The sequence below is a fragment of the Rummeliibacillus sp. TYF005 genome (genome assembly GCF_003844195.1).
In the GTDB taxonomy this organism is placed as follows: Bacteria; Bacillota; Bacilli; order Bacillales_A; family Planococcaceae; genus Rummeliibacillus.
Genome location: NZ_ML122563.1, coordinates 1 through 12,366, shown reverse-complemented (window position 1 = coordinate 12,366; position 12,366 = coordinate 1). Strand labels below are relative to the sequence as shown.

The 12,366-nt window shown below is 34.8% G+C and carries 13 protein-coding genes; 2 read left to right on the top strand and 11 right to left on the bottom strand.

Annotated features, from left to right (window positions below; genetic code table 11):
- Positions 1-3: 3 nt before the first annotated feature.
- From CW357_RS11585 to groES, 3 genes are all read right to left on the bottom strand, one after another.
- Positions 4-1,209 carry an EAL-associated domain-containing protein gene (locus CW357_RS11585; RefSeq protein WP_119415843.1) on the bottom strand — a complete coding sequence of 402 codons (1,206 nt, stop codon included), beginning with the start codon at positions 1,207-1,209 and terminating at the stop codon, positions 4-6.
- Between the two features lie 318 nt (positions 1,210-1,527).
- Positions 1,528-3,156 carry a chaperonin GroEL gene (groL, locus tag CW357_RS11580; RefSeq protein WP_119415844.1) on the bottom strand — a complete coding sequence of 543 codons (1,629 nt, stop codon included), beginning with the start codon at positions 3,154-3,156 and terminating at the stop codon, positions 1,528-1,530.
- A 51-nt stretch (positions 3,157-3,207) separates the two neighbouring features.
- Positions 3,208-3,492: a co-chaperone GroES gene (gene groES / locus CW357_RS11575; protein WP_119415845.1), complete on the bottom strand. Its 285-nt coding sequence runs from the start codon at positions 3,490-3,492 to the stop codon at positions 3,208-3,210.
- A 194-nt stretch (positions 3,493-3,686) separates the two neighbouring features.
- Between groES and CW357_RS11570 the strand changes: the two genes are divergently transcribed.
- Positions 3,687-4,412 carry a CPBP family intramembrane glutamic endopeptidase gene (locus CW357_RS11570; RefSeq protein WP_241155083.1) on the top strand — a complete coding sequence of 242 codons (726 nt, stop codon included), beginning with the start codon at positions 3,687-3,689 and terminating at the stop codon, positions 4,410-4,412.
- Positions 4,413-4,450: 38 nt separating this feature from the next.
- Here CW357_RS11570 and tatC read toward each other — a convergent pair whose 3' ends face one another.
- The 3 genes from tatC to CW357_RS11555 all read right to left on the bottom strand — a co-directional run bounded on the left by tatC (position 4,451) and on the right by CW357_RS11555 (position 6,172).
- Positions 4,451-5,233 (bottom strand): twin-arginine translocase subunit TatC, encoded by a 783-nt coding sequence (gene tatC, locus CW357_RS11565; protein ID WP_119415846.1) that lies wholly within the window; start codon positions 5,231-5,233, stop codon positions 4,451-4,453.
- A 17-nt stretch (positions 5,234-5,250) separates the two neighbouring features.
- Positions 5,251-5,445, bottom strand: coding sequence for a twin-arginine translocase TatA/TatE family subunit (gene tatA, locus CW357_RS11560; RefSeq protein ID WP_119415847.1), 195 nt, complete (start codon positions 5,443-5,445; stop codon positions 5,251-5,253).
- A 94-nt stretch (positions 5,446-5,539) separates the two neighbouring features.
- Positions 5,540-6,172, bottom strand: a complete 633-nt coding sequence (locus CW357_RS11555) for a redox-sensing transcriptional repressor Rex (protein ID WP_124218136.1) — start codon at positions 6,170-6,172, stop codon at positions 5,540-5,542.
- A 127-nt stretch (positions 6,173-6,299) separates the two neighbouring features.
- Between CW357_RS11555 and CW357_RS11550 the strand changes: the two genes are divergently transcribed.
- Positions 6,300-8,240 (top strand): ABC-F family ATP-binding cassette domain-containing protein, encoded by a 1,941-nt coding sequence (locus CW357_RS11550; protein WP_124218135.1) that lies wholly within the window; start codon positions 6,300-6,302, stop codon positions 8,238-8,240.
- A gap of 438 nt (positions 8,241-8,678) precedes the next feature.
- On the opposite strand, the gene tsaD is transcribed toward CW357_RS11550, so the two are convergent.
- The 5 genes from tsaD to CW357_RS11525 form a co-directional block, all read right to left on the bottom strand.
- The gene (gene tsaD, locus CW357_RS11545; protein ID WP_119415850.1) at positions 8,679-9,701 is read right to left on the bottom strand and encodes a tRNA (adenosine(37)-N6)-threonylcarbamoyltransferase complex transferase subunit TsaD; all 1,023 of its coding nucleotides are present in this window, start codon (positions 9,699-9,701) and stop codon (positions 8,679-8,681) included.
- Positions 9,701-10,144, bottom strand: coding sequence for a ribosomal protein S18-alanine N-acetyltransferase (gene rimI / locus CW357_RS11540; protein WP_119415858.1), 444 nt, complete (start codon positions 10,142-10,144; stop codon positions 9,701-9,703). Before rimI ends, tsaD begins: the two co-directional genes overlap by 1 nt.
- A gap of 8 nt (positions 10,145-10,152) precedes the next feature.
- A complete protein-coding gene (gene tsaB / locus CW357_RS11535) occupies positions 10,153-10,857 on the bottom strand; it encodes a tRNA (adenosine(37)-N6)-threonylcarbamoyltransferase complex dimerization subunit type 1 TsaB (RefSeq protein ID WP_119415851.1) in 705 nt (234 codons plus the stop codon).
- Positions 10,854-11,300 carry a tRNA (adenosine(37)-N6)-threonylcarbamoyltransferase complex ATPase subunit type 1 TsaE gene (gene tsaE / locus CW357_RS11530; protein ID WP_119415852.1) on the bottom strand — a complete coding sequence of 149 codons (447 nt, stop codon included), beginning with the start codon at positions 11,298-11,300 and terminating at the stop codon, positions 10,854-10,856. Before tsaE ends, tsaB begins: the two co-directional genes overlap by 4 nt.
- Positions 11,301-11,622: 322 nt before the next feature.
- Positions 11,623-12,111 (bottom strand): pyridoxamine 5'-phosphate oxidase family protein, encoded by a 489-nt coding sequence (locus CW357_RS11525; RefSeq protein ID WP_119415853.1) that lies wholly within the window; start codon positions 12,109-12,111, stop codon positions 11,623-11,625.
- Positions 12,112-12,366: the final 255 nt, after the last annotated feature.

The following is a 12,366-nucleotide window of genomic DNA, read 5'->3' as shown; positions in this document are numbered from 1 at the left end:
GATTTAATTTACAATATTATGTTGCATTAAATAACTATACGTAATATCCACAAATAAAAATTCATGCTCATTTAAAGCCATTGAATAGGTACGAGTTAGCTCACCAGTTTGAATATCGCTATATATAGTGGATAAATCACCTTTTGCATGATTTTGCAATTTTATAATATTCAGAAGAAAATAAGGACGCCAACTCCAATTTTTTCCTATTGCCTGTTCTTCTATATTCCATTCATTGTTTAGTCTAACGATATTAGGTGAAATTTGAAAACCTTCATCATTACAAATGTACAATCGAAAGGCGTAATTTTCTAATTTTTCAGCCAGTTCATAAAGACTTTCAATATTCAAACTCGTAGGACTAATCTGCTTTACCATCGTTGTAATGTGCTTTTGAAGATTATTTATCTCTTCGTATTTTAAAGCCAAAATCTTTTTCTCAGTCGAAATAAATTGCTGACATTCGCTTCTAAAACGTGTCTTTAAAATGTCACGATTAAGAAATTGATTAGATGGTTTTTCTAAATAGGCACCTTTAAAATAGCGCGCTCCGTTTTTCCAAGCATAATGCAACTCATAGCTCGTTTTAATATTATCAAACATAAATGCTGCACCCATTTTAACTGCAATGGACTGAATAGTGGTGAACATATGATTTTGAGTTCCCCAAGCGTCATAATCAAGGCCACTCACTTCCATTTTCAATACTGAAGGTTCTAAAAGTAAAATTTGATCCAATTTACTGTCAGGTCCAATATCAGCCATGACAGTTTTTACTCCGTATGTCTTAATATAGTATATTGGATGTCTAAATTGATTGATATCCCCTTTAAATTTTTGCATTGGAATTTGTAAATAAATATGTGGTAAAAGACTTTCCTCTACTAAATCGGTTAGCGTTTTAAAATAGGCTTCACCGAAGTCCAACATCAACAAATTTGGATTACATGGTATATAGAGATTCGTTTCTTTCAATGCATCAGTCGCGAGTTCTATCGCCTTTTTTATCAAAATTTGTTCCACTTCTGCACGAATATCAGCTGGAACTGTTTCATCATATGTAAATTCAACAATATTGAAATTGTGAGTATCATTGTTCAATTGGCCAATTACTTCATAAGCAACTATGACATGCTCATCTGCACTAAAAATCGGTTCAAACAATATTTCAATCTGATCTAATTGATCGAGAAGGTCGAGAACATCCATCTACTAATCCCCCATTCTAACATACTGTCTATATTATATCTTATATTTCTATGCTAAGCATCGACACATTTATTATTATTTTTGAAATATATTAATATTCGATACATTCAATTTAGTAATTCTCACAGCATTTACGTTTACTTTTAGCTGTTTAAAGCCATCCTAATTGATGTGTAAAAAAGCCACCTCTCAATTTTTTGTGAGAGATGGCTTTTGATTTACGATTCATCTATAAGTAATACTACTTTTTATAGAAGGAACGAAAGGCTTAAATTTAGAACAATTCAAACTGAATTGAATATCGTCTAAACTTTGGTATTACATCATACCGCCCATGCCGCCCATATCAGGCATTGCTGGAGCTGGAGTTGGTTCTGGAATGTCAGCTACTACTGCTTCTGTAGTTAATAATAGAGCTGCTACAGATGCTGCATTTTGAAGAGCAGAACGAGTTACTTTTGTTGGGTCAACAATACCAGCATCGATCATATTTACCCATTCGCCATTTGCAGCGTTGAAACCAGTACCTACTTCTTCACGTTTTAAGCGATCAACGATGATTGAACCTTCAAGGCCAGCGTTGTTTGCGATTTGACGAACTGGTTCTTCTAGAGCACGTAGAACGATTTTTACACCAGTTGCTACGTCACCAGTTTCAACAGCGCCAACTTCAGCTACTTTGTTGTAAACACTTACTAGTGCAGTACCACCACCAGCAACAATACCTTCTTCTACTGCTGCACGAGTTGAGTTTAGAGCATCTTCAATACGTAATTTACGTTCTTTTAATTCTGTTTCAGTTGCAGCACCAACTTTGATGACTGCTACGCCACCAGCTAGTTTTGCAAGACGTTCTTGTAATTTTTCTTTATCGAATTCTGAAGTAGATTCTTCATATTGTGCACGGATTTGTGCAACGCGAGCTTCGATTGTATCTGCGCTGCCTGAACCTTCGACGATTGTTGTATGATCTTTTGTTACAACAACTTTGCCTGCGTGTCCAAGCATTTCAATTGAAGTTTGTTTCAAGTCTAAACCAATTTCTTCAGTGATTACTTGGCCACCAGTTAAGATTGCAATATCTTCTAACATTGCTTTACGACGATCACCAAATCCAGGAGCTTTAACAGCTACTACGTTGAATGTACCGCGAAGTTTGTTTAGGATTAATGTAGTTAGTGCTTCACCTTCTACATCTTCTGCAATGATTAATAATGGTTTGCTTTGTTGAACAACTTGTTCAAGCACTGGTAAGATTTCTTGAATGTTAGAGATTTTTTTGTCAGTGATTAAGATATATGGATTATCTAAAACAGCTTCCATTTTATCTGTATCAGTTACCATGTAGTGAGATAGGTAACCACGGTCGAATTGCATACCTTCAACTACATCTAATTCTGTAGTGAAACCTTTTGATTCTTCAATTGTGATAACACCGTCGTTGCCAACACGTTCCATAGCTTCTGCGATTAGTTCACCGACTTCATCGTCAGCTGAAGAAATTGCAGCTACTTGTGCAATAGCTTCTTTGTTTTCTACTGGCTTAGAAATTGTTTTTAATTCAGTAATTGCTGCTGCAACTGCTTTGTCGATACCTTTACGAATGCCGACTGGGTTAGCACCAGCTGTAACGTTTTTCAAGCCTTCACGAATCATTGCTTGAGCTAAAACTGTTGCAGTAGTAGTACCGTCACCAGCGATTTCGTTTGTTTTAGATGCTACTTCTGAAACAAGTTTTGCACCCATGTTTTCGTATGGATCTTCAAGTTCGATTTCTTTGGCAATTGTTACACCATCATTTGTAATTAATGGTGAACCGAATTTTTTTTCAAGAACAACGTTACGTCCTTTAGGTCCTAATGTTACTTTTACTGCGTTAGCTAGTTTATCTACACCTTTTAACATAGCGCTACGAGCGTCTTCACTAAAACGAATATCTTTTGCCATTTTAAAAAACCTCCTAATAATTTATCTATTTTTTATTTGATCATTAATTTATTATTCAACGACTGCTAGAACGTCTGATTCACGAAGAATTAAGAAGTCTTTACCTTCGTATTTTACTTCTGTACCTGAGTATTTAGAGAAGATGATGTTGTCGCCTTCTTTTACGTTAAGTGGCACTACATTACCACCATCTGTTAAGAATCCAGTACCAACTGCAACAACTTTACCTTCTTGAGGTTTCTCTTTTGCAGAGTCTGGTAGCACGATACCGAATGCAGTTTTTTCTTCAGCTTCGATAACTTCGATAATGATACGATCGCCTAATGGTTTTAACAATTGAAACAACCTCCTAGAATTATGAGTAAATATATTTTATATATTATTAGCACTCCTTCTTATTGAGTGCTAACACAATTATTATATTAATGAATTACAATTGTTTTTGCAAGTATGAAGCATAAAAAATTTTGTTTTTATCCGTTTATATTTTAAAATGAAGTAAATTAAGCAATTTAGAGAGGGTTCTGATTTTGAAATCCCAAAAAACAGCGTTATATATTTTACTGGTTTATATCTTAATGCAACTATCTGGTTTCTTTTTCATACGACCATTATTTCACTTTATCCAAGGTCGTAATCCTGAATTGAGCAAAAATGAACTTATTTTAACTACAAATGGTTGGTACACCTTTATTAGTATGGGTATTGCTCTTATCATTTCCATACTATTAGTTTCACGTGACTCAAACTTTTGGAAAATCTATAAAGGTAACAAAGCTTCCCTTCCTATATCTATTCTATGGGGAATTATAGGATTCTTTATGGTAATGATTGGGCAGTCTATTGGTGCTATTATAGAGAGTAATTTAGGTATTAAACAAGGTTCTGAAAATACTGCTAGTCTTTTATCAATAACTGATGTTGCACCGATTATAATCATTGCAATTGTCTTTTTTGGGCCAGTTCTTGAAGAGTTTGTATTCCGACGCGTTATATTTGGGTCACTCGTACAAACTACTAATTTCTTTGTTGCTGCCCTAGTTAGTTCAATTGTCTTTGCCATAATTCACCTAGATTTTCCACACATCATAATATATGCAATATCTGGCTTTATATTCGCATTCCTTTACCATAAGACAAAACGAATTATCACATCTATTATTGCTCACATGATGTTAAATGGATTTATAACTATCGTTCAATTTTATAGAGAACCGATCAACGAATTCATAAAACAACTTCAACAAATGCAATAATCTAGATAATTCTCCAGAAAAGAAGAAAATCCTTCTATCTATTTGATAGAAGGATTTTCTTCTATGGAACTAATTGCAAGATCCATTTGACGTTGTTGTTCAGCTTTCAAATATTTTCGATACCCTATACGAGATATTATTATACTAATCTCATATAAGACACATAACGGAATCGCTACGATAAATAGCGATACAACATCAGTTGGTGTAATTAAGTCAGCTACAACTAACAAGATAAAGTAAGCATACTTACGTACCTTACTTAACATTTGTGGTGTAATAATTCCTAAACGAGTTAAAAATAGTACAACCACAGGTAACTCAAAAACAATCCCGAAAGGTAAAGTAATCTGTATTAAAAATTGGAAATATTCATTGATACCAATTGTTTGTTGTACATCTAATTCTGAAGACATCTTCTCCATAAAATTGATGATATATGGAAATAGAATTTCATATGAGAACAGTACACCACCAACAAACAATAGTACAATGTAAGGAATATATCTTAATGTTGCCCTACGTTCTTTGGCATATAATCCCGGACTGATAAAAGCCCAAAATTGATATAAGATAATAGGCGATGTTATAACAGTAGCCAGTATAAATATTACTTGAAAATAGATTTTAACAGGATCTGTTATTTTAAATGCATGAAGCTGTAGTTTCTTTGCTTCACTGCTATATTGTAAGAAATGGATTAATGGCTCTGCTAAAAAGAAACTACCTATAACAGCAACCACAAAGAAAACGGCAACAATATATAGCCGCTTTCTTAACTCTTCTATATGTTCAACAACAGTTAGTTCAGTATTATTCATTCAACTAACATCCCAACTTATTTATCTTCAGTTTTTGCAGATTCAGACACTTTTTTTGTTGTTTCGTCATCATCCGCTAAACCTTTAGTAGCGTTTTTAAATTCACGGAGAGTAGATCCCATTGCTTTACCAAGCTCTGGTAGTTTCTTCGGTCCGAAAATTAGTATGGCAACAATCCCTATGATAATAGCGCTCCCAGCACCAATTCCCATTACAGACACCTCCTCATAATATGACTTTATTTTAACCCAAAATTATATTTTTTACCATTTATACTAGTACCCTATTTGTGAATATTTTACGTCACTACTTATCATTACGCATAAAATAGCTTAAAGTTTGCAATTCAATTGTAAGGTCAATAGTATGTACTCTAACATAGTCCGGCACACTTAATCTAACTGGAGTAAAATTCAATATTCCCTTCACCCCTATTGCTACTAACCTATCTGTCATAAATTGTGCTGAACGAGCTGGTACAGTTAAAATTGGTAATTCCACATTATATTCTGCAAATTTCTCTTCTAATAGATCTGGTGGATAAACCGGAATATCATTAATATATTTCCCTTCCGGTGTACCACTCGTATCAAATGCCACAACAATTTTCATATTATGGCTCTTCTGAAAATTATATTTTAGCAAAGCACTACCGAGATTTCCTACCCCTATTATCGCTACATTCATTCGTTCATCTTGGTCTAATACCTGTCTAAAAACATCTAGTAAATATTGAACATCATATCCGTATCCTTTTTTACCGAGAGCCCCAAAGTATGAAAAATCACGACGAATGGTTGCCGAATCGATTTTCATTGCTTCACTTAGTTCTTTAGAAGAAATTCTTACTTGTCCTGCTTCAGCAAAGTTTAGGATGAAGCGATAGTAAAGAGGAAGTCTTTTTGTAGTAGCTTGTGGTATTTTGTTTGAAGCTTTCACAATTTTTCCTCCTACAATCAATTCGAAATCCATTCAATAGTACATGAGGATTGGCTATCTGTAAAGCTATTCTCGTTGCACACATATGTATCTTCCATTAAACTAGAATTGAACTGAGGTGTCTAATATGATCGTATTACAGGTCAATCAATTATATAAATCATATATTGCCGATGAGATTTTAAGCGGCGTTAAACTCGAAGTGCAGCACCGGGATCGCGTAGCACTAGTTGGTCGTAATGGTGCAGGTAAATCCACACTATTAAAAATAATTGCCGGAAAGCTTTCTTATGATTCCGGCGATATTATTATGCCAAAAGATATTCGACTAGGTTACTTAGATCAACATGCAGGCCTTGAATCTCCCCTTACTATTTGGGAAGAAATGATGACAGTTTTCGAACCATTAAAAAAGCAAGAACAAAAACTTAGAAAATTAGAGCAGAAAATGGCTGAGCCTTCAATTTTTGAAGACGCAGATTCCTACTCTAAAATAATGGCTGAATACGACCAACTCCAACATGATTTTAAAGAGCAAGGTGGTTACCAATACGAAGCTGATACAAGATCTATTCTTCACGGTATGCAATTCTATCCTGACAGCTATGATCAGAAGATTTCTTCCTTATCAGGTGGGCAAAGGACGCGACTTGCTCTCGCTAAGTTACTAATAAGTAAGCCTGAATTATTAATTCTCGATGAACCTACAAACCATCTAGATATCGAAACATTAAGCTGGTTAGAAAACTTCTTAAAAAATTATGATGGCGCTATTCTTATTGTATCTCATGACCGATATTTCTTAGATCAAGTTGTTTCAATTGTATATGAAGTTTCTCGTCATCACGTCACAAAATTCACTGGTAATTATAGTGATTATCTAAGTGAAAAGGCAAAGAACTATGAACGTGATCGTAAGCTCTATGAAAAACAACAAGGAGAAAAGGCAAAGCTTGAGACTTTTATCCAAAAAAACCTTGCGCGTGCCTCAACAACAAAGTTAGCTCAAAGCCGACGCAAAGTTCTTGAAAAAACAGAGTGGATGGATGCACCTGATGGCGATGAAAAATCTGCAACTTTTACTTTTGATATAAATCGACAAAGTGGAAATGATGTCCTATCTATTAATGACCTATCTATTGGATATGACAATCATGCAATTTCAACTAATATTCAAATGCGCTTATACAGACAAGATCGTATCGCCCTCGTTGGACCAAATGGGGTTGGAAAATCCACTTTACTGAAGACAATTGTAAAAGATAAACAAGCACTTGCTGGCGATATTCACTATGGAACCAATGTTCAAATTGGTTACTATGATCAAGAACTAGCCAAACTAACAAGTAATAAAACAGTTTTAAAAGAGCTTTGGGATGAATGGCCTTTAATGAATGAAAAAGATATTCGTACTGTCCTTGGTCGTTTCCTATTCTCAGGTGAAGATGTAGATAAGATTGTTCACGATTTATCCGGTGGCGAAAAAGCACGACTTTCATTAGCAAAACTAATGCTACAAAAGTCAAATTTACTTATACTAGATGAACCGACTAACCATTTAGACTTGGATAGTAAAGAGGTTTTAGAAAATGCTCTTATTGACTATCCTGGTACATTACTTTTTGTATCTCATGACCGTTACTTTATCAACCGCATTGCCACAAAGGTTGTTGAACTATCAAATGACGGAGCAACTGAATATCTCGGCGACTACGATTACTATATTGAAAAGAAAAAAGAACTTGAAGAAATTGCAGCCGAAAAATTAGCAGCAATTCCCCAAATTCAAGATACTGTCGTAAAAAAACAAAAGAATAACCAAATCGATAAAGAAGCAAAGAAAAAGGAACGCAAAATAAGAAGACGTATTGAAGAAATTGAAGTCTCACTAAGTGACTTGGATCTTCAAATTAAAACTATAGAAGAGCAACTTTGTGATCCAGAAATTTTCCAAAACCATGAAAAAGTAATGATATTACAAACTGAGTTAGAAACAATTAAAGAACAACGTGAAGAAATTGAATTAGAGTGGCTAGAACTAAATGAGCAACTTGAGGAATTTGTATAATTCAATATTTAAAAAGGCTACTAAATGTCCATGTGCTAATACATTTAGTAGCCTTTTATCGTTATTTTTTAAGATAACAGATCAACTTCAACGTCTCAAATAAAAGATCAAGAAAATTTTATCATGAATTATTTGTCGAATTGCTGTATATATTGTCTATATATTGGTCAATACTAAATATTCATCATTTTTTTCTCCACAAATTTATACACATTATAAACCTTTATATTTCAATGGTTGAAAATACTTTTCCACATTATCCACAGATTTTATATAAGTTACGCACAGATAATTGTGAAAAACTTACTACTATATATAGAAAACACACATTTTATCCACAACTTATCAACAAACTGTGGACTATTTTAGAATTTTCTTATTATTTTTGCAAAGAAAAAGGTTATCGACTTATAGCGATAACCTCAACTTTTAATAAACTTATTTATTCCATGAGACTAATTCTAAACCTGGACGTCCATTTAGAGTAAGATCACTTCGTTTACCTGCTTTAAACATAGATGAACCAGCAGCTGCGATCATTGCCGCATTATCTGTGCACAATTTTAATGGTGGTACATAGAAAGGAATACCTTCTTTTTCAAAGGCTTCTTCCAATGCTGTCCGCAAACCTTTGTTTGCAGAGACACCACCAGCTGCGATAACTTGCTTAACATTAAATTCACGCGCTGCTCGTAATGTTTTTGCAGTTAATACCTCTACAACACTATCTTGAAAACCTTTTGCTACATGCATCGGGTTAATCTCTTCTCCACGCTGATCTGCATTATGCTTATAATTAATAACAGCAGATTTTAATCCACTAAAACTAAAATCATATGAATCGTGGTCTAACCAAACGCGAGGAAAATCTACTGCTCCATCACTCTCGTGAGCTAGTTGATCGATTTTAGGTCCACCTGGATATGGAATATTTAACACACGCGCTACTTTATCATAAGCTTCACCAGCAGCATCATCACGTGTTTCTCCAATTAACTCAAAACAACCATCATTCTTCATAAGAACAAGCTCTGTATGACCGCCAGATACGACTAACGCTAACAATGGGAATTCCATAGGTTGGATTAATGCATTAGCATAAATATGACCTGCTATATGATGCACCCCAACTAACGGTAAATTGTTAGCAAAAGCAAAAGCCTTCGCAGCATTAATACCTATTAATAATGCACCTACGAGCCCAGGCCCTTCTGTCACACAAACTGCATCCAAATCTTCAGGTTTCATATTTGCTTGTAGAAGTGCTTCTTCAATTACAATTGTTACTTGTTCAACATGATGGCGGGAAGCAATTTCAGGAACAACTCCACCAAAACGTTTATGACTTTCTATTTGAGATGCTACCACATTGGAAACAATCTCATGACCATTCTTTACAATTGAAGCAGCGGTTTCATCACAACTACTTTCAATACCTAATATATATAAATCTTTTTCCATTATAAATTCACCCACATGACAAGAGCATCCTCTTGATTATCAGTATAGTAACCTTTACGAATACCGCCTTCTTGAAATCCAAGTTTCCGGTATAAATTCTGCGCGACAATATTAGTTACACGGACTTCCAAACTCATTAAGACGACGCCATGTTCCTTTGCAATTCGAATTGCTTCGCGCATTAAACCTTCACCAGTGCCTTTTCCTCTACCAGCAGGTAGAACAGCGACATTCGTAATTTGACTTTCATCTAAAACAATCCACATTCCACAAAAACCTACGATTGAATTTGTTTCATCCACAGCAACGACATATGAGGCTTGTGTATTTGTTGTCATTTCATGATAAAAGGCATCCATTGTCCAAGGTGTAGCAAAGACGGACTCCTCAATACGATGTACTGCCTCTACATCATCAATAGTCATTTGTCGATACGTAATCATCCACTCACCTATTGTTTGCCTTTCTGTTCTTTCAACCAATTTGCCTCTGCTTCTGCTAAGCGACAATATTTTGGCACGAAGGTATGTGTAGCATCAATCGATGGTAACTCTTGTTGTTCCGCAAGATGAATAAGCTGTGCTGCACTCGGTAAGTCGAGAGCATAAGGTGCTCTTATTGCACTATTTCCTAACTCTTGTTGGATCAACCCCCAAAAATTATCAACATCATGTCCTACAAAAAGAACCGGCTTTCCTATTTCTTTAAGTTGTTCTAATAATCCAAGCATACTGTAATGACCATCCTCCACAATCGGAGCAAGTCCCATCGTGGAATCATATGCAGCAGCATAAACATTTTGACGTCTAGCATCGATTAGAGAACAAATAATACCTTGGAACATTGCAGCATTTGCTGCAAGAACTTGTAAACTTGAGACTCCTACTAAAGGCTTTTGCAATGTCCATGATAAAGTTTTTGCAATGGTAACACCAATACGAACACCTGTATATGAACCAGGTCCTTGACTAACAGCAATTGCATCTATCTCTTTCGGAGAAATGCTGACCTTCTTAAAAATATGTTCAATCGCTGGCATTACACCAGCAGAATGATTAACTTTAATATTCGTTACTTCAGCTGTAAGTATTTGTCCATCTTTAACGATAGCAACAGCCAAAGGCGAATTTGCAGTATCTATACCTAACCAAATCATTTTATTAACTCCTCACACAATTGTTCATAATGCTGACCAATTGGTTTCAATAAAAATCGTCTTGTATTTTCATCAACACGTTGAATCTCAATTGCCAAACGCTCAGCAGGTAGATCTTGTTCTATTAAGTGTGCCCATTCTACGACAGATACAGCATCTCCATAAAAAATTTCATCCCATCCAAGATCTTCATCACTATCTGCTAAACGATAGACATCTAAATGATTAAAGGGTATGCGTCCCTCATATTGCTTTAAAATTGTAAATGTTGGGCTATTCACAGTCCGTTTAATCCCTAATCCTTTTGCTAAAAATTGCGTAAACGTGGTTTTACCCGCACCAAGATCTCCTTCTAACGTAATCGTATCTTGTGCTTGTAATAATTTAGCTAACTTTAATGCCAATTGGTTCGTTTCTTCTAATGAAGCAACCATTATTTCCATTTGTCTTCGTCCTCTCAGCTTCACATTAATTATAGTTTACCTAAACCTACAAAAATGTTCAAAGTGAACGAGCTGTATTTCTCTAAACACAAAAAAATAACACAGCCTCTTAGCTGTGTTTGCATGAACATTTAAGATAAATGGCGGTCNTGCGTGACAGGCAGGCATTCTAACCAGCTGAACTACCGGACCTTCTTTCTGACAATGTTAATTTTATCAAAAATATATAATTTTAACAATACCCTTCTTAATAATTACTTTTCTATCAGAAAAAAGCCGCCTTATTTAAATATAGCGGCTTTTAAAATTAGAATATTCAAAATTAATTCAATGAAATGGTTTCATTCATCTTCTCATTATAAGAATTATTACCAGTTATCTTTTGATAAAAATAAATCATCTGTTTGACCATATTCCCAGTTTCCCAATATTCAGCAGTTTCCACTTTTACTTTCAATAGTATAACATTTGGATCATCATAACTTGTTTCCATTAACTTTTCATAAGCAGCGTTCCATAATTCTTTCTTTTTATTTATGTCCTCTACAATTTCAGCCTTTCCACGTACTGATACATAAGATTTCCCTGCATAAGTTACATTGACATCTGAATTTTGGAGAATCTCACGATACTTATCTGTCTCTTTTTTTGTGAAAAACCATAGATCTCCATCAAATTCAACTTCCTGTGTTTTCATTGGGCGTGAAACTAAACCATCTTCAGAATTTGTTGTGAACATTGCTGTATCGATATTTTTAATTAGTTCTCTTAATTTGATAATTTCCTTCTGTTTGTAAGTCTTATTTTCCATTCGATTAATCACCTCGTTTGTTATTATTCACTATGGTGCCCTAAAGAAATAAAATTATAAGAATGTACTCAACAAATACGATATTCATTAAAAGATACAACCAAATAAGTAAGCAATAGATTCCATTTCTGAATATACGAAAAAAACACAACTGAATAAACAGCTGTGTTTTTAGTGTGCCTAGCAACGTCCTACTCTCGCAGGGGGACAGCCCCCAACTACCATTGGCGCTAAAGAGCTTAACTTCTGTGTTCG

Coding starts and splice junctions, on each gene's coding strand:
- rimI (WP_119415858.1), bottom strand. CDS start 10,144: ATGATTACGTATCGACAAATGACTATTGATGATGTAGAGGCAGTACAT.
- CW357_RS11550 (WP_124218135.1), top strand. CDS start 6,300: ATGATCGTATTACAGGTCAATCAATTATATAAATCATATATTGCCGAT.
- tsaB (WP_119415851.1), bottom strand. CDS start 10,857: ATGATTTGGTTAGGTATAGATACTGCAAATTCGCCTTTGGCTGTTGCT.
- CW357_RS11525 (WP_119415853.1), bottom strand. CDS start 12,111: ATGGAAAATAAGACTTACAAACAGAAGGAAATTATCAAATTAAGAGAA.
- tatA (WP_119415847.1), bottom strand. CDS start 5,445: ATGGGAATTGGTGCTGGGAGCGCTATTATCATAGGGATTGTTGCCATA.
- groL (WP_119415844.1), bottom strand. CDS start 3,156: ATGGCAAAAGATATTCGTTTTAGTGAAGACGCTCGTAGCGCTATGTTA.
- tsaD (WP_119415850.1), bottom strand. CDS start 9,701: ATGGAAAAAGATTTATATATATTAGGTATTGAAAGTAGTTGTGATGAA.
- CW357_RS11585 (WP_119415843.1), bottom strand. CDS start 1,209: ATGGATGTTCTCGACCTTCTCGATCAATTAGATCAGATTGAAATATTG.
- tatC (WP_119415846.1), bottom strand. CDS start 5,233: ATGAATAATACTGAACTAACTGTTGTTGAACATATAGAAGAGTTAAGA.
- tsaE (WP_119415852.1), bottom strand. CDS start 11,300: ATGGAAATAATGGTTGCTTCATTAGAAGAAACGAACCAATTGGCATTA.